Origin of the sequence: Promicromonospora sp. MS192 (assembly GCF_049532985.1) — a bacterium.
Classification (GTDB): domain Bacteria; phylum Actinomycetota; class Actinomycetes; order Actinomycetales; family Cellulomonadaceae; genus Promicromonospora.
This window is the reverse complement of record NZ_CP186693.1, coordinates 4,160,926-4,179,801: the sequence shown is the minus strand read 5'-3', so window position 1 is coordinate 4,179,801 and position 18,876 is coordinate 4,160,926. Positions and strand designations below refer to the sequence as shown.

Genomic DNA, 18,876 nt, shown 5'->3' with positions numbered 1-18,876 from the left:
AAGGGCGAACATCCCGCACTCGACGGAGGGCTACCAGTTCGGGGTGAGGCCCGGGACCCTCCGGGGGAGGTCGACGTCCTTCGGGTGGTACACGTAGGTCAGGCCGTCGGTCGAGGTCTGCCAGACGCGCTCGAAGTTCTCCCGCGTGTACACGACCCGCACCGCGTCGTTCGTGGCACCGTGCGGGTCGTTGAGGATCGGGTCGCCGTCGGCCGTGAACCCGCGCAGCACCACCAGGTGGCCGTCGGTCTCGTACCCGGCCTCCGGCATCTCCTCCGCCGTGAAGTTGATCGAGAGGACCAGCGGGATGCCGGCCGCGACGAACCGCTCGGCCTCGGCGAGGGAGCGCAGCCGGGTCACGAACGACGTCAGCCCGAACCTGTTCGCGTAGGCGGCGTTGAACGGCCAGTTGCCCGCGCCCTCGTAGGCGTAGTCCCAGGTGTTCATCGCGGCGTAGTCGACCTGCGGGTCGCCGTTCGGTGCCTCGATGCCCTCCAGCTCCTCGGGCGGCACCTCGCGCCCGTAGGAGTAGACGACCATCGTGGACGACGTCGGCGAGCACCACACCTGGCCGCCGCCGCCGAACTCGGGGTACTCGCCGCGGTGGATGTTCTGGCTGAACTGCGGCACGTCGAGCACGACCTCGCGGCCCAGTGTGAAGTCGCTGGTGCCGGTGTAGTGCGTGTCGGGCAGGTACTCGTTGGTCATGGTGGTCACGGCGTCCAGCCGCGGGGACACCCGGGCGCCCTCCGGCCGGTACAGGGTGACGCGCGTCTGGAACGCGTGCGGCTCGTGTCCCGACTTCGCGACGTACGTGTCGGTGAACAGGTACGCGTCGTCGTCGGCCTGGCCGTTCACGGAGGTGCGGTGGATGTCGCCCACGCTGCCGTCCGCGGGGGAGAAGTCGTCGCCCGAGGCCCAGCGCCCCATCACGAACCACTTCGTCCACGCCCCGTCGGCCTTGCGCCCGCGGAACTCGATCTCGACCCACGTCCCCGTCGGCGTCCTCGCGTTCCACGAGCTCACCGACTCGTCGACGGGGTACCTGGTCTCGACCACGGGCGACGTCCACCGGCCCGTCTCGTAGCGCACGGCACCGCCGTCGCCGAACGGGTCGGTGTACTCGACCACCGCACCGCCCCGGCCCAGCACCAGCCCGCCGCGGGCGTCCGCACGCAGGTTGGTGGTCTCGCCCGCGCGGAGCTCCCGCACCCCGTCCCACGCGGTGAGCGTGATCCGGTTGTCCGACGCCGCCACGTCCGGCGCCGAGCCCGCGGGCACGGCGCTCGCCGTGATCCCTGCCTGCATCACGAGTGCTCCTGTCGTCGCCAGCGCGAACGCCGTGGTCCGCAACCTTCTCCGTACCGACATGCCTGCCTCCAGGCTTCGGGGCCCACGTCCCGGTGAGCGAGCCGTCGACCTTCTCTATCAGAGCGGACGCGGGTGCAGAAGTGTTTTGGGCACGGCCGAAGAAGACCCGCACGGCGGCACGGTGCTAACGTCGTCCGCGATCCCACGGGTGCCCCGCGCAGGGGCTGAGATCGGGCTGGACGGCCCGGGACCGTTGAACCTGTCCGGTTAACACCGGCGTAGGAAGCAGGAGTCTGATGATGGAGCACACCCCTTCCCGCACGCTCGCGTACGAGCACGGCACCGATCCCGCGCACGACGCCGGCCTGCGGGTGCCGGTCACCGAGATCACGCTGGCGCCGTCCCCCGACGGCAGCCCGAACCCTCCGGTGCGGGTCTACCGCACGCAGGGTCCGGGCTCCGACCCGGTCCGCGGTCTCGGCCCGGCCCGCGAGCCGTGGGTCGTGGGCCGGGGCGACACCGAGGAGTACGACGGCCGCCGCCGGGCCCTGGCCGACGACGGACGCGGCGCGGTGCGTCGCGGCGCCGCGACCCAGGAGTGGCAGGGCGAACGACGTCGCCCGCGCCGGGCGCTGCCCGGCCGGCGGGTGACCCAGATGCACTACGCGCGCCAGGGCGTGGTCACCCCCGAGATGCGGTTCGTCGCCCTGCGCGAGGGCTGCGACGTCGAGCTGGTCCGCAGCGAGGTCGCGGCCGGCCGGGCGATCATCCCGAACAACGTGAACCACCCCGAGTCCGAGCCGATGATCATCGGCAAGGCGTTCCTCGTGAAGGTCAACGCGAACATCGGCAACTCCGCCGTCCACAGCTCGATCGCCCAGGAGGTGGAAAAGCTCGAGTGGGCCACGAAGTGGGGCGCCGACACCGTGATGGACCTGTCCACCGGCGACGACATCCACACGACCCGCGAGTGGCTGCTGCGCAACTCGCCGGTCCCGATCGGCACCGTGCCGATCTACCAGGCGCTGGAGAAGGTGAACGGCGACGCGAGCGCGCTGACCTGGGAGATCTACCGCGACACGGTGATCGAGCAGTGCGAGCAGGGCGTCGACTACATGACGGTGCACGCCGGCGTGCTGCTGCGGTACGTGCCGCTCACGGCGGACCGGGTCACGGGGATCGTGAGCCGCGGCGGCTCGATCATGGCCGGCTGGTGCCTGGCGCACCACCAGGAGAACTTCCTCTACACGCACTTCGACGAGCTGTGCGAGATCTTCGCGGCCTACGACGTGGCGTTCTCCCTCGGCGACGGCCTGCGCCCCGGCTCGCTCGCCGACGCGAACGACGAGGCCCAGTTCGCCGAGCTGGACACGCTCGCCGAGCTCACGAAGCGGGCCTGGACCTACGACGTCCAGGTCATGGTCGAGGGCCCGGGCCACGTCCCGTTCCACCTGGTGCGCGAGAACGTGGAGCGGCAGCAGGAGCTGTGCGACGGCGCCCCGTTCTACACGCTGGGCCCTCTGGTCACCGACGTCGCGCCCGGCTACGACCACATCACGTCCGCCATCGGCGCCACCGAGATCGCCCGGTACGGCACGGCGATGCTCTGCTACGTGACGCCCAAGGAGCACCTCGGCCTGCCGGACCGTGACGACGTGCGCACGGGCGTGGTCACCTACAAGATCGCCGCGCACGCCGCCGACGTCGCCAAGGGACACCCCGGTGCGCGAGACCGGGACGACGCCCTGTCCAAGGCCCGGTTCGAGTTCCGCTGGCGCGACCAGTTCAACCTGTCGCTCGACCCCGAGCTGGCCGAGGCGTACCACGACGAGACGCTGCCGGCCGAGGCGGCGAAGACCGCGCACTTCTGCTCGATGTGCGGACCCAAGTTCTGCTCGATGCGCATCTCGCAGGACATCCGCGACGAGTTCGGCGGGGCGCCCGCCCAGGCCGCGCTCGCGGCCGCGGCGGAGGAGGGCATGGCGGCCAAGTCCGCGCAGTTCCGTGCCGCGGGCGGCGAGGTCTACCTCCCGTCCCCGCAGCTCCGCGCCTGACCCGTCCCCGTTGAGTGCGGGATGTTCGCCCTTTCCTGTGTGCCAGAAGCGCGAACATCCCGCACTCGACGGGGTGTGTCACGGGAGGTCGCTCAGGTCCGGGACCGGGCCCGTCGTGGTGCCCTCCACGAGGGTGACCGGGAGCAGCACCGACTCCGGCTCCTCCCCGGCGAGCAGCGCGACGACGGCCATGCCGAGCGCCCGGCCCTTCTCGACGAGCGGCTGGTGCACGCTGGTGAGCACGTCGGGGGACAGCCACGGCAGGTCGAGCCCGTCGAACCCGGCCACGGACACGTCCTCGGGGACCCGCAGGCCGAGCTCACGCGCCGCGATGACGGCCCCGGCGGCCAGCAGGTCGGAGTGCGCGACGATCGCCGTCGGCCGGTCCCGTGCAGGAGCCCACTCGGACAGGATCTCGGTGGCCGCGTCGCGCCCGTGCTCCACGAGCGACGCCGGCGTCTCCCACGACATGACCGGCTCGATGACGTCGCGCACGCCGGCCAGCCGGTTGCGGGTGGGGGTGCGTTCCGCGGCGGCCAGGCGGTCGGCGTCGACCAGGCCCGACCGCTCGTCCCGCCCGAACGGCAGCGCGATCTCCGCGATCCGTGTGTGCCCCAGCTCGACGAGGTGCCGCACGGCCTCGGCGGCACCGTGCCGGTCGTCGACGCCGACCACGGGCACGCCGGGTACGTCCTGCCCCTCGCCGATCACGACCGGCACGCCCCGGCGCTGCAGCGCCGCGAGGTTCGGGTCGTCCGGCAGCGTCCCCCAGACGAGCACGGCCACGTCCATCGCGGCGGCCTCGACCAGCGGGTCGACGGCGGCGGGCAGCCCCGCCTCGGCGGCGAGCCCCACGGACTGCGCGGTGGCGCCCTGCGGCATGCCGGGGATGAGCAGCACCCCGAGCCCCTGCTCGCCGATGGCGGAGACCAGGCCGTGCAGCACCTGGGTCGAGACCGGGTCGCGGAAGGACCGGCCGAGCTGGTCGCCGATCACCACGCCCACGATGCCGGACCGGCCCGACCTGAGCTGCCGCCCGAGCGGGTTGGGCCCGGAGTAGTCGAGCTCGCGCGCCGCGGCCAGCACCTTCTCCCGCGTCTCGGGAGTGATCGGGCCGGCGCCGGAGAAGGCGAGCGAGGCGGTGGAGACGGAGACACCTGCCAGCTCGGCGACCCGGGCGAGGGTCGGTCGTACGGTCTGGCGGCTCATCGCGTGTCCTTCTCTCGCCTCGCGGAATCGGCTGGGCTGATCCCAGGTTGTGGCCTACGGTCGGGAGATTCAATCGCACCGAGGAGTTCCGTGCCTACTGCACACGCCGCCGCCCGCGCGGTCTTCGTGGTCTTCGCCGCCAGCGGGTTCGCGTTCGCGAGCTGGGCGTCCCGCCTGCCGGCCGTACGCGACGGCCTCTCCTTCTCCGAGCAGGACATGGGCCTGCTCCTGCTCACCGGCTCCATCGGCTCGGTCGCGGCGATCCCCCTGTCGGGGCTGGTCGCCGAGCGGATCGGTACCGCGCGGACGGTCCTCTCGTTCGCCGGGCTCCTGGTCGTCGGCCTGACCGTCGCGGGCATCGGGGTGGCGCAGGGCGAGCACCTCGCGGTGCGGCTCGGCCTGGTCCTGTTCGGGGTGGGCGCCGGCGTGTGGGACGCGGCGATGAACCTCGAGGGTGCCGCCGTGGAGCAGCGGCTGGGACGCGCGGTGATGCCGATCTTCCACGCCGGCTTCTCGTTCGGCACGGTGCTCGGGGCGGGCGTCGGGGCCCTCGTGGCGACGGCGGGCGTCCCGGTGCTCTGGCACCTGGTGGCGGCCGGTGTCGTGGCGTTCGCCTCGGTGGTGATCGGGACCCGCTGGTTCTCGCCGAGCGTGGTCGCGGCAGCGCTGCCCGACGGCACGGCGACCGCGGGGACGACCGGCGCGGACGGCGCCGACCCGGGGGAGGTGACCCCGCCGTCGTCCGGCGTGGCGGGGCTGGTCGCCGCGTGGCGTGAGTCGCGCACCCTGGCCATCGGCCTCGTGGTGCTGGCCGCCGCGCTGACGGAAGGCGTGGCGAACGACTGGGTGGGTCTCGCGGTGGTGGACGGGTTCGGCACCTCCGACGGCATGGGCGCCGTGGGCCTCGCGGTCTTCCTCACGGCCATGACCACCGCACGGCTGGCCGGTACGCGGGCCATCGACCGGTTCGGCCGCGTGCCGGTGCTCGTGCTCTCCGCGCTCCTGGCGTTCGTCGGCGTCCTGACGTTCGCGCTGGTGCCGGTGCTGTGGCTGGCCCTGGTCGGCGTCGGCCTGTGGGGGCTGGGTGCCGCGATGGGCTTCCCGATGGGGATGAGCGCAGCGTCCGACGAGCCGCGCCGGGCCGCGATGCGCGTCGCGGCGGTCTCGACCATCGCCTACACCGCGTTCTTCGTGGGGCCGCCGCTGATCGGTTTCGTCGCCCACACGACGGGCTATCGACTGGCGGTCCTCGTGCTGCTCGTCCCGATGGTGCTCGGCCTGGCCGTGGCCCGTTCGGTCCGTCCGCTGCCGTCCGCGGCCGGTGTGAAGAGGTAGTGCAGGGACGGGCACGGCCCCGGAGTGCCGGGCAGGCCCGCCAGTGCGAGCATTGAACACGTCTGCCGACACCGGAAGGTTCCAGATTTGGCAGACATCACCCACGCCATGTCGAAGATGTGCACAAATCCAACGCGTCAGGTAGATAGGCTTGCACGGTGAGCCCATACCCGGCAGACACCGTCCAGGCGCAAGCGGTGGCGCCCAGCCTCGCCGACCTCACCACGCTCCGCGTGGGCGGCCCGGCCGCCTCGTACGTCGAGGCCGAGGAGGAAGCAGCCCTGATCGAGGCGGTGAGCACCGCCGACGACGACGGCGTGCCGCTGCTCGTCGTGGGTGGCGGCTCCAACCTGCTGGTGGCTGACGAGGGCTTCGACGGCGTGGTCGTGCGCGATGTCCGCGGCGGGATCACCGTCGAGTCCGCCGACACCTGCGGCGGCGCCGTGATCAGCGCCCCGGCCGGGCAGAACTGGGACGCGCTCGTGGAGCGTGCCGTCGACGAGGGCTGGGTCGGCGTGGAGTCCCTGTCGGGCATCCCGGGGACGGTCGGCGCCGCGCCGGTGCAGAACATCGGCGCGTACGGCCAGGAGCTCTCCGGCGTGGTCTCCCTGGTGCGCACCTGGGACCGGGCCGAGCGGCGGGTCCGGACCTTCTCGGTCGGTGAGCTGGGCTTCGGGTACCGCACGTCGCTGCTCAAGCACTCCATGCACAGCGAGGGCCGCGAGAGCGACCCGCTCGCGCCCTGGTACCCCTCGCCGCGGTACGTGGTGCTCAGCGTCCAGCTCCAGTTCCGGCTCGGCACGCTGTCGGCACCCGTGGGTTACGGGGAGCTGGCCCGTCGTCTCGGCGTCGAGGTGGGGCAGCGCGCGCCGATGAAGGACGTCCGCGAGACGGTGCTGGGCCTGCGCGGTGGCAAGGGCATGCTGCTGGACCGGCCCGCCTTCGGTGCGGAGCCCGACCACGACCGGTGGAACTCCGGCTCGTTCTTCACCAACCCCGTGATCCCCGTGGAGCACCTGGCGCACCTGCCCGAGGACGCCCCCCGGTACCCCGTCCGCTCGTCGACGCCGGAGACGTCGACCGGTCCGAGCCTCGGCGCCGTCGACCCCACGCTCGTGAAGACCAGCGCGGCATGGCTCATCGAGCGCGCCGGCTTCGGCAAGGGTTTCGGCCTCGCGGGGGAGCAGAGCCCGGCCCGCCTGTCGACCAAGCACACGCTCGCCATGACCAACCGGGGCGGGGCGCGCGCCGAGGATGTCGTCGCGCTCGCGCGCGCGGTCCGCGACGGGGTCCGCGACCGGTTCGGCGTGACCCTCGTCCCGGAGACGGTCCTGGTGGGCGTCTCCCTCTAGGAGATCCCGTACGCGCCGGGCGTTCCGGTCACCGAGGTGACCGGAGCGCCCGACCCGTCAGTAGACGACCACCGGCGTGCCCGACGGCGCGCCCCAGGTGTCCCAGATCCAGTCCATCGCGCTGTTCGACACACGCACGCAGCCGTGCGACGCCGGGAACGCCGGCACCGACGCCGAGCCGTGCACCGCGATGCCACCCGTGAAGAACTTGGGCCGCCACATGTCGCCCAGCTCCAGCGACGACGAGTACATCCGGTTCTCCTCGCGGTACACCGCGAACGAGCCGCGCGGCGTGTACGCCGTGTAGGTGGCGCCCTTCGCCTCGTACGTCTCCCCGTTGCCGGACGACGCGTTGATGATCTTGACGACCTTGCCGTTCTCGACCGCGAGCACGAGCTGCCGGTCGATGTCGATCTCCAGCACCTTGCCCGAGGACGTCTGCGCCCGCGGCACCACGCCCTTGTCGGCAGCCTGCTGCGTGACGTCGCCGACCACGCCGTCGCGGTAGAGGCCGCCGGCCTTCTGCAGCGCGAACACCGCCTGCTGCGTCTCGCTGCCGAACGCGCCGTCGACGGAGGTCACGAAGTACCCCAGGTCCTGCAGCCGCTGCTGGAGGGCGCTGACGCGCTCACCCGTCTCGCCGAGCTCCACGTAGTCGGGCTTCTCCTCCTCCGCGGAGTCCTTGCCGTCGCCCTTGCCCTCGTTCTCACCCTTGCCGTCGCCCTTGCCGCCGGACTGCTCGTCCCCCTGGGACGAACCCTTGCCGGGCTGCTCGTCGTCGGTGCCGTCCTCGTCGTTGCCCGCGCCGTCCCCGGCGTCGCTCGGGTCGTCGCTCGGCTCGGCCGTCGTACCGTCGTCGGTCGGCTCGCCGGAACCCTCAGCGCCGTCGGAACCGTCCGTGCCGTCCTCACCGGCCGTCGGCTCGCCGGTCCCCGGCTCCGCCGAGCTCCCGGGATCCGTGCCGGGGCTGCTCTCGGCCGGGGCGCTGCTCGCCCCGGCGTCCGACGGCGGCTCCTCCTGGTCGCCGCAGGCGGACAACAGGCCCGCCGTCAGCGCCACGGCGCCCAGCGTGCCCAGGACCCTCTTGCCGACGGTCCGGCCCGCACCAGGGGCCGGCCTTGCGTGCATTACCCGCATCGTGACTCCTCCTCGGCCGCACCTTCTGGGGTGGCGCGGCACCGCACCCGCGAGACGACGTCGTCCCCTCGCGAGTGTCCTGTATCTCTAACCGACGCGCGGCCGCTCAGGATGGTTGGGTAGGTCTATCGTCACCCAATCGTGACAGTGCCACGCGCCGGGAGGGTGTTCAGGGTGTCGGCGGGGTCGGGCGCCAGCAACCACGCGTCGACGTCGGCCAGGAGCCGCGCCTTGGTGCTCTCGGACGCCCGGCTCGCCCGGATGGACGACGCCGCCAGCGCGGCGAGCTCGGCGTCCGTGAACCCGTGGGCGTCGCGCGCGATCTCGTACTGGTCCACGAGCCGCGAACCGAACAGGAGCGGGTCGTCGGCGCCGAGCGCGACCAGGGCGCCGGCGTCCACCAGCGTGCGCAACGGCACCTCGGCCGCCTCCGCGTAGACGCCCAGGCCGATGTTCGACCCCGGGTTCACCTCCAGCGCCACGCCGCGCTCCACGATGCCGGCCAGGACCCGCTCGTCCTCGGCGGCGCGCACGCCGTGCCCGATGCGGTCGGGGACGAGCTCGCGCATGACCTCGCTGATGTGCTCCGGCCCCAGCAGCTCGCCGCCGTGCGGCACGGCCGCCAGGCCGGCGCGGCGTGCGATGTCGAAGGCGGCCGCGAACTGTGACGTGTCCCCGCGCCGCTCGTCGTTGGACAGACCGAAGCCCACCACGTCGCCGACGCCGTCGCCGGCGTGGCGGGCGGCCAGCCGGGCGAGGGTGCGGGCGTCGAGCGGGTGCTTCATGCGCGACGCCGCGACGATCACGCCCACCTCGATGCCGTGGGCGGCGCTCGCGGCCTTGGCGGCGTCGATGACGATCTCCACGGCAGGCGTGATGCCGCCGACGAACGGTGCGTACGACGTGGGGTCCACCTGGATCTCGAGGCGCCGGGAGCCCTCGGCGGCGTCGTCGGCCGCGGCCTCGTGGACCAGGCGGCGCATGTCCGCCTCGGAGCGCACGCACGCCCGGGCGGCGTCGTACAGGCGCTGGAAGCGGAACCAGCCGCGCTCCGTGGCCGGCAGGCGCAAGGGATCGTTGTCGACGAGCGCCTCGGGCAGCCGGACACCGTATGCGGCGGCCATGTCGACGAGCGTCGGCACCCGCATGGATCCGGTGAAGTGCAGGTGGAGGTGCGCCTTGGGGAGAAGTGCGAGGTCGCGCATCTGCGTAGTCTGGCAAAGCGACGGGGTGGCGGCAGCCGCGATCGTGATACTCCGCACTACTCACACATCCCGTCTGTCATCGTTGGTGCGCTCGCGCCCCGCTACGTATCCTGAGAAGGACATGCCCCAGATAGCCGAAATGACTGATTTGCTCGATGCGCACCCATGGACACCGGTGAACCAGTGAACGAAGAGAACACGGGTGAGGACACCGCGGCAGACCTCCCCGTCCACGTCGTCCTCGGCGAGAAGTACGAGCTGGTCGACGTCCTCGGCACCGGGGCGACCTTCACCGTCTACGACGCGCAGCGGGTAGCGCCGCAGGCCGTTCCCGAGCCCCCGGCGGACGACGCCGACGCGGCCACCGGAGCACCGGACGGCGACGGGGCCGCGGACGGCGACGGAGCCGCGGACGATGCGGCCGCGGCGGGCGACGCCTCCGAGGAGGCCGCCGTGCAGGGCGCCGCCGCCGACGAGGACGACGAGTCCGGCGAGGGCGCCGCCGCGACAGACGACGCCGAGGCGACGGCGGAGGTCGAGACGGGCGCGGTGCCCGGCGAGGACGGGTCCGCCCCGGCCGCCGAGGCCGACGCGGACGCGACGCCGGACGTGCCCGGTCCCCCGGAGCCGGACGAGCCCGAGGACCCCTTCGACCAGCCGCTCGTGGTCAAGGTGCTCCATCCGCACCTGGTCGACGACGAGAACGCCCGCGCCTCCCTGCGCCGCGAGGTCGAGGCCTCCGCCCAGGTGGACCACCCGGGTGTCGTGAAGGTCCTGGACTCGGGCGAGGAGGACGTCGCGGGCGCGGCCGTGCCCTGGACGGTCATGAACCGGATGCCGGGCGTGTCCCTGTCCGAGCTCGCCGGCGACGCCGGCCTGCCCTGGCGCGACGCGCTGGTGATCATCGACGGCCTGCTGGAGGCGCTGGCCGCCGTGCACGCGGCCGGCCTGGTGCACCGCGACGTCGCGCCGCGCAACGTCATGGTCGACAAGCGCGCCGACGGCACCTACGCCGTGGGCCTGATCGACCTGGGCCTCACCCGTCCGGCCGGCGGCGAGGGTGACGGCGACACCGTGGCCGGGTCGGTCATCGGCATGTCCCCGGAGCAGGCCCGCGGCAAGCCGCTCGACGCGCGCAGCGACATCTACGCCGTCGGGGCGCTCGCGTACTACGCGCTGACCGGGCACGCGCCGTACGAGCGCGCCAACGCCGAGGACGTGCTGCGTGCGCACGTGAACGCGCCCGTGCCCGCGGCGTCGGCCCGTCGTGCCGCGGTGCCGGCCTCGGTGGACCGGCTCGTGTCGCGGGCGATGGCCAAGGACCCCAACCGCAGGTTCCCGACCGCCGAGTCGATGCGGGAGACCGTGACGATCCTGCTCGGCGGGCCCGCGGGCCGGATGGGCACCAGCGACGAGACCATGCAGCTCGGCGTGGGTGCGGGAGGTACCGAGGTCATCGACCCGGTCACCGGCGCGGCCGGGTCCGGCACGATGAAGCTCGGGCAGGTGGTCGACGAGACCGAGCGCACGACCATGATCGGGGCCGTCGGTGCGGGAGCCGCCGGTGCGGCCGCCGTCGGCGCGCTCGGTGCTCAGGACGCGGCCGCGTCCGTGCCGCCGCCTGTGGTGGACCCGCCGGAGGAAGAGAAGTCCTTCTGGCAGAAGATGACCACCGGCCGGGGCCGCGTGGTCACGATCATCGTGTTCGCGCTGCTCGTGTTCGGCGGTGCCGGCCTGGTCATCGCCGGCATGCTCTCCGACGACGGCGGTGCGCCCGCGGTGACGCCGAGCAGCACGCCGTCGTCGCCCGAGCCCTCCCGGACGCCGTCGCCGACCCCCACCCCCACCCCGACGGAGACCGACGAGGAGGTGGCCCCGCCGCCGGCCTACACGCCGTCGCCGACCCCCACCCCGACGCCGTCGAGCTCGCCGTCGCCCTCGGCCACCCCGAGCGAGGAGCCGACCCCGTCGCAGGAGCCGACGCCGTCGCAGGAGCCGACTCCTTCCCAGGAGCCGACCCCCTCGCAGGAGCCGACGCCGTCGCAGGAACCGTCCGCCGACCCGAGCGTCCCGGTCGAGGAACCCTCGCCGGACCCGACCGGTGGTGGCGAGGCGGGCGCCGGTGGAGAGACGGGGGCGGGCACCACCAGCCGGTGAGTCAGAGCGCCTTCAGGCGCTCCTTGAGAGCCATCGCGGCCCGGGCCCGGAGCATCGGTCCTTCGGCCTCCTCGTCCGACGCCGCGGCCGCGACCGTCGCCATGTGCGCCGCGAACCGGGCGTCGGCCGCGGCCAGGACGGCGTCCGGGTCGGCGCGGTAGGCCTCGGTGACCTCGTCCAGCGTGGCGTCGTGGAAGGTCACGCCCAGGGTGTCGATCGGCAGCGCGACGTCATAGATCGCTGATGCGACCGCCGCCTCGACGCGTGCCGTGATGTCGTTCTTGACCGAGTTGTCCATGTGGGCAACGTACCGGCAGCGACCCGTACCCGTCCCCGAAAGGTCAGGCGATCCAGCCGCGCTCGCGGGCGACCGTCACGGCCGCGGTCCGGTCGGCCACCCCGAGCTTGGCGAAAGCCCTGATCAGATGGGTCTTGACCGTGGCCTCCGTGATCGACAGCGCCCGCCCCACCTCCGCGTTCGACCGCCCCCGCGCCACCAGGGCGAGCACCTCGGCCTCCCGGGCCGACGGTCGTTCCGCGGCCGTCCGGACCGAGCTGACCAGGCGGGTCGCCACGCTCGGCGCCAGCACCGTCTCGCCCCGGGCCGCCGCCCGGACGCCCGCGACCAGCTCGGCGCGCGGCGTGTCCTTGAGCAGGTACCCGGTGGCGCCGGCCTCGACCGCACGCAGGATGTCGGCATCGGTGTCGTACGTGGTCAGCACCACCACGCGCGGCCCCGTCCCGACGATCCCTGCGGTCGCGGCGACGCCGTCGAGCACGGGCATGCGCAGATCCATCAGCACGACGTCGGGCCGCAGCTCCGCCGCCAGGGCCACCGCCTCCTGACCGTCGCCGGCCTCACCCACCACGTCCAGGTCGTCCTCGACGCTGAGCATGCCCGCCAGCCCCGACCGCACCACCGGATGGTCGTCCACCACCAGGACCCGGATCATCGGGCCACCCCCTGTTCCTGCGTTTCGTCGTGATCGCCGGGTGCGTCGTCACTGGGTGCGCCGTCGCCGGGTGCGGCTGCGTGCTCGGTGCGTGTGCCCGGCGCCGTCCCGGCGGCTGTGCCCGGCGCCGCACCGACGCGGGCCTCGACCGGGACCCGCGCACACAGGTACGTGCCCCCGTCGGCGCCCGGCGTGACCGTGAGCGTGCCGCCCACCGAACGTACCCGGTCGCGCATCCCCGCCAGCCCGAACCCGTCGGGTACGCCGGGCGCGATGCCCCGGCCGTCGTCGGACACGACCAGGACCACCTCGTCCTCCGTCCGCCTCAGCCGCACCACGACGGTGAGCGCCCGCGCGTGCCGGCGCACGTTGGCCAGTGCCTCCTGCGCGGCCCGCAGCAGCACCACCTCGATCGCCGGGGGCAGCGGCCCCACGCCGTCGGCCCGGAAGCCCACCACGAGGTCCGTCTCCTGCGCGAAGAGGTCGGTGACCCGGCTCAGCGCCTGGGGGAGCGACGCGTCCTGGAGCGCGACCGGCGCGAAGGCGGCCACCAGGGCGCGTGCCTCGGCGAGGTTCTCCCGGGCCGTGTCCTCCATGACCTCCAGACGGTCGCGCACGGTTCCCTCGTCCCCGACGTCGAGCGCCGCCGTCGCGGCCTGCGCCTGCATCACCACGCTCGTGAACCCCTGCGCGAGGGTGTCGTGGATCTCCCGGGCCAGGCGCTCACGCTCGGCCAGCACACCCGCCTCGTGGTTGGTCCGCGCCAGCTCGGCCTGAGCTGCCTGCAGCTCGTCCAGCAGGCGCGAGTGCTGCTCCGCGCGCCGCATCGCCACGTGGAACCACAGGCCCAGCCCGATCGCGAACACGAGGGTCACGAGCATCTGCGGCACCACCTCGGCCAGCACCGCCAGCTCGGAACCCGACCCCACGACGATGCCTCCCGCCACCGCCGTCCCCAGCGCCACGCAGCCCGCCACGCCCTGGCGGATCGACTCCAGGAGCATCCACGTCTGCGCGAACGCGATGAACAGCAGCAGCGACGCCACCCCACCCTGTGACACCGTCACCGCCGTGCCCACGACCAGGACCACCAGGTACGCCCTCGCCTGCCGCTGGTCGCGGGTCCGCGCCGCCCGCGCGCCCCACGCCACGTACGCCACCACGATCGCGCCCATCGCCGCCAGGGCGACCGCGAGCCGCACACCCCGCGTGCCCTCCAGGACCAGGGCCACGGCGGTCAGCGCCACGATCACCCCGAACGCCGCGTCCCACCACCGCACCTGCTGGTCCCACCCGGCGTACAGGCGGTCGACGGCAAGCTCCTCCTCGCCGGCGGGCCGGGCTTCGTCAGCCGTCATCGTGCCGTCGCCAGCGGAACGTCCGGGTGCCCACCAGGAGCGCGACCACCAGCCATGCCGCCAGTACAGCAGCCGTCGCCCCGGGCTGCCAGGCCCCGGACGGCTCGGCCGCCGCGAACGCGTCCGGCAGGAACACCGACCGCATGCCCTGCGCGATCCACTTGAGCGGGAACAGCGACGACAGATCGATCATCCAGTCCGGGAGCTGGCTGACCGAGAAGAACACCCCCGAGGTGAACTGCAGCACCAGGAGCGGTGTCACGACCACGGCGCTCGCGGACCGCCCGGACCGGGGGACCGACGAGTACGCGACGCCGCACACGGCCCCGGCGGCGGTGCCGAGCACGAAGACCCACGCGAACGTGACCCAGCGTGCCGGGTCGTCGGGGAGGGGGACGTCGAAGGCCAGTGCCGCCACGGCCAGCAGGAGCGCGGTCTGCACCAGCACGGTGGTCAGCGACAGGAAGACCTTGCCCAGGAAGTACGACGTCGCGGGCAGGGGCGTGCCGCGCAGCCGCTTGAGGCTGCCGTCGTCGCGGTCGACGGCGATCGAGATCGCCAGTGTCTGGTAGGTCGAGAGCATGACCCCTGTGGCGACCATGCCCGGCAGGAAGTACTGCGCGAAGCTGACCGTGACGCCGTCCGCGACGATCGGGTCGTCGTCGCCGAACACCGTCGCGAAGATGGCGAGCATGACGATCGGGTAGGCGAAGCCGAAGATGACCGAGTCGCGCTCGCGCACGTACTCCAGCAGCTCCACGCCGCCGCGCACGAGTCCGAGGCGGAGCGTGCCGGGCAGCCGCCGGGCTCGGGCGTCCGTCGTGGGGGCGGTGCTGCCGGCCGTCGTTGTCGTCGTGCTCATCACGCCGCCTCCGTGTTCGCGTCGTCGTTGTCGTCGGGGTCCGTGCCTGCGGCGTCGTCCGCGGTGGGCTCGCCGATGAGGGAGAGGTACACGTCCTCCAGGGTCGGCCGCGTCACGGACAGGCCGGGCACCTCGCGGTCGGGCCCCGCCGCCGCGATCAGCTGGGCGACGAGCGCCGTGGGCCGGTCGGTCCGCTCGGTGCGCCGCACGCCGTCCTGCTCCCACGCGACGAGGGGGGTGCGCGCCGCGGGGCCGCCCAGCGTGTCCGGCGTGCCCTCGGCGACCACCACGCCGTCCCGCACCACGACCACGCGGTCCGCGAGGTACGCCGCCTCGTCCAGGTAGTGGGTCGTCAGCAGGATCGTGGTGCCGGCGTCGCGCAGGCCGGTCACGAGGTCCCAGAAGGAGCGCCGGGCCTGCGGGTCGAAACCCGTGGTCGGCTCGTCGAGGAACAGGAGCTCGGGCCGGCCGACGATCCCGAGCGCCACGTCCAGCCGGCGCCGCTGCCCGCCCGACAGCATGCGCATCCGGGCCCGTGCCTTGTGCTCCAGGCCGACTGCAGCGACGACCTCGGCGGGTTCCCGCGCGTCCGGGTAGGCCGCCGCGGTGGCGCGCACCTGCTCCAGCACCGTGAGCTCGCTCATGTCGCGCGAGTCCTGCATGACGATGCCCGTGCGCGCCCGCCAGCCCCGGCCGGCGCGCCGGGGGTCCTCGCCGAGCACCGCGACCTCGCCGGCGTCCCGGTCACGGAAACCCTCGAGGATCTCGATGGTGGTGGTCTTCCCGGCCCCGTTCGGGCCGAGCACTGCGACGATCTCGCCGTGCGCCACGTCGAGATCGAGCCCGGCCACGGCGTCCTTGTACCCGCTGCGGGGGGTGCCGTACCGCTTGCGGAGGCCGCGCACCCGGACGGCCCCGGAGTCGTTGTTCTGCATGGTGCGAGCATGCTCCGAGGGGCGGGTGCGGCGGGACGCCCGTTCGGCTGCACCTGGTGTCCGTCGTTCGGTGGACACCGCTCCCGGGGCCGTTCCCGGGGCTGGTGGGAACGGGTTCGACCTACGGCCGTGGGTACCGTACAGTTGTGCCTCGGTGATCGATGCTCACCTGATGTCCTGCGCCCCTCGGGGCACGGTGTGTGGACATTTGACAAGGCATCGGACACAGAGGGTAGTGGCGCAATTGGTAGCGCAGCGGTCTCCAAAACCGCAGGTTGCAGGTTCGAGTCCTGTCTACCCTGCCAGCGTGAACCCCAGCGGGGCCGCGCGCAGCGGGCCCACGTGAGTGGACCTGGCAAGCCAGTCCGCGCCGCCCGGGCGCGCCGGGCCACAGGAGTGGGGTAGCAGTGAGCGACACCGAGGTGATCCAGAGCGCCGCGGAGCGTCCGAGCAAGGGCAACGGCAACATCTTCGCCCGTATCGCGCTCTTCGTGCGCCAGGTGGTGGCCGAGCTCAAGAAGGTCGTGTCGCCGACGCGTTCCGAGCTCGTCACCTACACGACGGTGGTGCTGGTCTTCCTGGTCGTGGTCATGATCTTCGTGGTCGCGCTGGACTACGCCTTCGGCATGCTCGCCGGCTGGGTCTTCGGCTGACCGAGCAGATCCGGGCCGGTCGCTGAGGCGACCGTCGTCGGCCCAGGGCCTGCGGCCCCGATCCGGTCGGGGTGCGCCACGCCAGGGCATGGTGCACGCTGCGCAGTATCTCGCTGTGATCGTTCTCGCCTGTCGCCGATTGTTCCTTCGCGGTGTTTTCGCGCGACAATGAGCGGATACAGCTCGTAGAGGTACGCACACCCGTGCCGGGCGCAGCCCCGGCGCACGAAGAGAAAGCAGGTTCGTTCGTGTCCCAGGACTCTCTGGACCAGACGGAGAACGCCTCGACGCCCGACGGCGACGAGGCGGCCGTCGATGCGCCCCTGGACGCCGAGAACGCTGACGTGCCTGCGGACGCCGAGACTCCCGACGAGGCCACCGAGGAGCGAGTCGTCGACGCCGACGGCGACGTCATCGTGGACGAGGTCGAGGAGTTCAAGCGGACCCTCCGCAGCCAGCCTGGCGACTGGTACGTCATCCACTCGTACGCGGGCTACGAGAAGCGCGTGAAGACCAACCTCGAGAACCGCATCCAGAGCCTGAACATGGAGGACTACATCTTCCAGGTCGAGGTTCCGATGGAAGAGGTCGCCGAGATCAAGAACGCGCAGAAGAAGATCGTGAGCCGGGTCCGCATCCCGGGCTACGTCCTCGTGCGCATGGACCTGACCGACGAGTCGTGGGGCGCCGTCCGGCACACGCCGGGTGTCACGGGCTTCGTCGGGCACACGCACCAGCCGGTCCCGCTGAGCTTCGACGAGATCTACTCGATGCTCGCGCCGTCGATGCTGCCGCAGCAGGCGCAGGGCGGCCAGCCCGCAGCGGGCGCCGCCGCGGCGTCGACCGCGGGCAAGGCCCCGGTCCACGTCGACTTCGAGGTGGGCGAGTCGGTGACCGTCACGGACGGGCCGTTCGACACGCTGCCCGCCTCGATCTCCGAGATCAACGTCGAGGCCCAGAAGCTCAAGGTCCTCGTCTCCATCTTCGGCCGGGAGACCCCGGTCGAGCTGGGCTTCAACCAGGTCGCCAAGATCTGACCGTTCGTCCCAGCATTGCAACCGGGTCATCGCCCACGGCGTAGGCCCACCCAACAGAAGGTAGACAACGCATGCCCCCGAAGAAGAAGGTCTCCGGCCTCATCAAGCTGCAGATCCAGGCCGGCGCCGCGACGCCGGCTCCGCCGATCGGCCCCGCGCTGGGTCAGCACGGCGTGAACATCATGGAGTTCTGCAAGGCGTACAACGCGGCGACCGAGTCGCAGCGTGGCAACGTCATCCCGGTCGAGATCACGGTGTACGAGGACCGCTCGTTCACCTTCATCACGAAGACCCCGCCGGCCGCCGAGCTGATCAAGAAGGCCGCCGGTGTGGCCAAGGGCTCCGCGACGCCGCACACGGTCAAGGTCGCCTCGATCACCAAGGACCAGGTCCGCGAGATCGCCACGACCAAGCTGCCGGACCTCAACGCGAACGACCTCGACGCCGCGTCGCTGATCATCGCGGGCACCGCCCGCTCGATGGGCATCACCGTCTCGGAGTGAGCTGAAGGACCACGGTGACCCGGCGAACGGCGTCGGGCGCCACAGTGGCAGGGCCGCGAGGCCCGCTACGACCACAAGAGGAGAGGAACATGGCAAAGCGCAGCAAGGCGTACCTCGCCGCCGCGGAGAAGATCGACAGCGAGAACCTGTACTCGCCGCTCGAGGCCATCCGCCTGGCCAAGGAGACCGCCACGGTCAAGTACGACGCCACCGTCGAGGTCGCGTTCCGGCTGAGCGTGGACCCGCGCAAGGCGGACCAGATGGTCCGCGGCACGGTCAACCTGCCGAACGGCACGGGTAAGACCGCCAAGGTCATCGTGTTCGCCAACGCCGCCAAGGCGGAGGAGGCCCGCGCGGCCGGTGCCGACGAGGTCGGTGGCGACGAGCTCATCGAGAAGGTGGCCGCCGGCTACACCGACTTCGACGCGGCCGTGGCCACGCCGGACCTCATGGGCAAGGTCGGTCGTCTCGGTAAGGTGCTGGGCCCCCGCGGCCTCATGCCGAACCCGAAGACCGGCACCGTGACCATGGACGTCACCAAGGCCGTGTCCGACATCAAGGGCGGCAAGATCGAGTTCCGCGTCGACAAGCACGCGAACCTGCACTTCATCATCGGCAAGTCCTCCTTCTCGGAGGCTCAGCTGCTGGAGAACTACGCCGCCGCGCTCGACGAGGTCCTGCGCCTCAAGCCGTCGTCGTCGAAGGGCCGCTACATCAGCAAGGCCACGATGACCACGACGATGGGCCCCGGCATCCCGCTGGACCAGAGCAAGACCACCAAGCTGCTGGAGGAGCTCTCGGCCTGAGCCGAGCAG

General features: G+C 72.5%; 17 protein-coding genes, 1 tRNA gene and 1 riboswitch. Of the genes, 9 read left to right on the top strand and 9 right to left on the bottom strand.

Features of this window, described 5'->3' with window-relative positions:
• Window positions 1–30 precede the first annotated feature (30 nt).
• A complete protein-coding gene (locus ACO229_RS18770) occupies window positions 31–1,371 on the bottom strand; it encodes a C39 family peptidase (protein ID WP_423462437.1) in 1,341 nt (446 codons plus the stop codon).
• A 136-nt stretch (window positions 1,372–1,507) separates the two neighbouring features.
• Window positions 1,508–1,613: riboswitch (TPP riboswitch) on the top strand.
• Between ACO229_RS18770 and thiC the strand changes: the two genes are divergently transcribed.
• Window positions 1,611–3,365, top strand: a complete 1,755-nt coding sequence (gene thiC, locus ACO229_RS18765; RefSeq protein ID WP_423462436.1) for a phosphomethylpyrimidine synthase ThiC — start codon at window positions 1,611–1,613, stop codon at window positions 3,363–3,365. (Overlaps the previous riboswitch by 3 nt.)
• A 78-nt stretch (window positions 3,366–3,443) precedes the next feature.
• Here thiC and ACO229_RS18760 read toward each other — a convergent pair whose 3' ends face one another.
• Window positions 3,444–4,574, bottom strand: a complete 1,131-nt coding sequence (locus ACO229_RS18760; protein ID WP_397433031.1) for a LacI family DNA-binding transcriptional regulator — start codon at window positions 4,572–4,574, stop codon at window positions 3,444–3,446.
• Window positions 4,575–4,664: 90 nt separating this feature from the next.
• Between ACO229_RS18760 and ACO229_RS18755 the strand changes: the two genes are divergently transcribed.
• Both ACO229_RS18755 and ACO229_RS18750 read left to right on the top strand, forming a co-directional pair.
• Window positions 4,665–5,909: an MFS transporter gene (locus tag ACO229_RS18755; protein ID WP_423462435.1), complete on the top strand. Its 1,245-nt coding sequence runs from the start codon at window positions 4,665–4,667 to the stop codon at window positions 5,907–5,909.
• Between the two features lie 158 nt (window positions 5,910–6,067).
• Window positions 6,068–7,261 carry a UDP-N-acetylmuramate dehydrogenase gene (locus ACO229_RS18750; RefSeq protein ID WP_397418926.1) on the top strand — a complete coding sequence of 398 codons (1,194 nt, stop codon included), beginning with the start codon at window positions 6,068–6,070 and terminating at the stop codon, window positions 7,259–7,261.
• A 57-nt stretch (window positions 7,262–7,318) separates the two neighbouring features.
• Here ACO229_RS18750 and ACO229_RS18745 read toward each other — a convergent pair whose 3' ends face one another.
• Complete coding sequence (locus tag ACO229_RS18745; RefSeq protein WP_423462434.1) at window positions 7,319–8,389, bottom strand: L,D-transpeptidase family protein; 1,071 nt, start codon at window positions 8,387–8,389, stop codon at window positions 7,319–7,321.
• Between the two features lie 140 nt (window positions 8,390–8,529).
• On the bottom strand, window positions 8,530–9,603 hold the full coding sequence (locus ACO229_RS18740) for an adenosine deaminase (RefSeq protein WP_423462433.1): 1,074 nt from the start codon (window positions 9,601–9,603) through the stop codon (window positions 8,530–8,532).
• A gap of 183 nt (window positions 9,604–9,786) precedes the next feature.
• Between ACO229_RS18740 and ACO229_RS18735 the strand changes: the two genes are divergently transcribed.
• Complete coding sequence (locus ACO229_RS18735; RefSeq protein ID WP_423462432.1) at window positions 9,787–11,760, top strand: protein kinase domain-containing protein; 1,974 nt, start codon at window positions 9,787–9,789, stop codon at window positions 11,758–11,760.
• A gap of 1 nt (window position 11,761) precedes the next feature.
• Here ACO229_RS18735 and ACO229_RS18730 read toward each other — a convergent pair whose 3' ends face one another.
• From ACO229_RS18730 to ACO229_RS18710, 5 genes are read right to left on the bottom strand one after another with little or no spacing between them, the layout of a single operon-like run.
• Window positions 11,762–12,058 (bottom strand): hypothetical protein, encoded by a 297-nt coding sequence (locus tag ACO229_RS18730; RefSeq protein ID WP_397433037.1) that lies wholly within the window; start codon window positions 12,056–12,058, stop codon window positions 11,762–11,764.
• Between the two features lie 43 nt (window positions 12,059–12,101).
• Window positions 12,102–12,713, bottom strand: a complete 612-nt coding sequence (locus tag ACO229_RS18725) for a response regulator (protein ID WP_397433038.1) — start codon at window positions 12,711–12,713, stop codon at window positions 12,102–12,104.
• Window positions 12,710–14,071 (bottom strand): sensor histidine kinase, encoded by a 1,362-nt coding sequence (locus tag ACO229_RS18720; RefSeq protein ID WP_423462431.1) that lies wholly within the window; start codon window positions 14,069–14,071, stop codon window positions 12,710–12,712. The genes ACO229_RS18725 and ACO229_RS18720 overlap by 4 nt, the downstream gene beginning before the upstream one ends.
• The gene (locus tag ACO229_RS18715; RefSeq protein WP_423462430.1) at window positions 14,061–14,933 is read right to left on the bottom strand and encodes an ABC transporter permease; all 873 of its coding nucleotides are present in this window, start codon (window positions 14,931–14,933) and stop codon (window positions 14,061–14,063) included. The genes ACO229_RS18720 and ACO229_RS18715 overlap by 11 nt, the downstream gene beginning before the upstream one ends.
• Window positions 14,933–15,868: an ABC transporter ATP-binding protein gene (locus tag ACO229_RS18710; protein WP_397417220.1), complete on the bottom strand. Its 936-nt coding sequence runs from the start codon at window positions 15,866–15,868 to the stop codon at window positions 14,933–14,935. The genes ACO229_RS18715 and ACO229_RS18710 overlap by 1 nt, the downstream gene beginning before the upstream one ends.
• Window positions 15,869–16,097: 229 nt before the next feature.
• Here ACO229_RS18710 and ACO229_RS18705 point away from each other — a divergent pair.
• The 5 genes from ACO229_RS18705 (at window position 16,098) to rplA (ending at window position 18,867) form a co-directional block, all read left to right on the top strand.
• A tRNA-Trp gene (locus tag ACO229_RS18705) sits at window positions 16,098–16,173 on the top strand.
• Window positions 16,174–16,275: 102 nt separating this feature from the next.
• Window positions 16,276–16,521, top strand: coding sequence for a preprotein translocase subunit SecE (gene secE / locus ACO229_RS18700; RefSeq protein WP_119139948.1), 246 nt, complete (start codon window positions 16,276–16,278; stop codon window positions 16,519–16,521).
• A gap of 248 nt (window positions 16,522–16,769) precedes the next feature.
• Complete coding sequence (gene nusG / locus ACO229_RS18695) at window positions 16,770–17,558, top strand: transcription termination/antitermination protein NusG (RefSeq protein ID WP_397417216.1); 789 nt, start codon at window positions 16,770–16,772, stop codon at window positions 17,556–17,558.
• A gap of 71 nt (window positions 17,559–17,629) precedes the next feature.
• The gene (rplK, locus tag ACO229_RS18690; RefSeq protein WP_020016098.1) at window positions 17,630–18,061 is read left to right on the top strand and encodes a 50S ribosomal protein L11; all 432 of its coding nucleotides are present in this window, start codon (window positions 17,630–17,632) and stop codon (window positions 18,059–18,061) included.
• Between the two features lie 89 nt (window positions 18,062–18,150).
• Complete coding sequence (gene rplA, locus ACO229_RS18685) at window positions 18,151–18,867, top strand: 50S ribosomal protein L1 (protein ID WP_397417213.1); 717 nt, start codon at window positions 18,151–18,153, stop codon at window positions 18,865–18,867.
• The last annotated feature ends 9 nt before the right edge of the window (window positions 18,868–18,876 follow it).

What these genes read in the sequence shown, in the direction of transcription:
- ACO229_RS18770 (WP_423462437.1), bottom strand. Translation starts at nt 1,371, where the DNA reads ATGTCGGTACGGAGAAGGTTGCGGACCACGGCGTTCGCGCTGGCGACG.
- thiC (WP_423462436.1), top strand. Translation starts at nt 1,611, where the DNA reads ATGGAGCACACCCCTTCCCGCACGCTCGCGTACGAGCACGGCACCGAT.
- ACO229_RS18760 (WP_397433031.1), bottom strand. Translation starts at nt 4,574, where the DNA reads ATGAGCCGCCAGACCGTACGACCGACCCTCGCCCGGGTCGCCGAGCTG.
- ACO229_RS18745 (WP_423462434.1), bottom strand. Translation starts at nt 8,389, where the DNA reads ATGCACGCAAGGCCGGCCCCTGGTGCGGGCCGGACCGTCGGCAAGAGG.
- ACO229_RS18740 (WP_423462433.1), bottom strand. Translation starts at nt 9,603, where the DNA reads ATGCGCGACCTCGCACTTCTCCCCAAGGCGCACCTCCACCTGCACTTC.
- ACO229_RS18730 (WP_397433037.1), bottom strand. Translation starts at nt 12,058, where the DNA reads ATGGACAACTCGGTCAAGAACGACATCACGGCACGCGTCGAGGCGGCG.
- ACO229_RS18725 (WP_397433038.1), bottom strand. Translation starts at nt 12,713, where the DNA reads ATGATCCGGGTCCTGGTGGTGGACGACCATCCGGTGGTGCGGTCGGGG.
- ACO229_RS18720 (WP_423462431.1), bottom strand. Translation starts at nt 14,071, where the DNA reads ATGACGGCTGACGAAGCCCGGCCCGCCGGCGAGGAGGAGCTTGCCGTC.
- ACO229_RS18715 (WP_423462430.1), bottom strand. Translation starts at nt 14,933, where the DNA reads ATGAGCACGACGACAACGACGGCCGGCAGCACCGCCCCCACGACGGAC.
- ACO229_RS18710 (WP_397417220.1), bottom strand. Translation starts at nt 15,868, where the DNA reads ATGCAGAACAACGACTCCGGGGCCGTCCGGGTGCGCGGCCTCCGCAAG.
- rplK (WP_020016098.1), top strand. Translation starts at nt 17,630, where the DNA reads ATGCCCCCGAAGAAGAAGGTCTCCGGCCTCATCAAGCTGCAGATCCAG.
- rplA (WP_397417213.1), top strand. Translation starts at nt 18,151, where the DNA reads ATGGCAAAGCGCAGCAAGGCGTACCTCGCCGCCGCGGAGAAGATCGAC.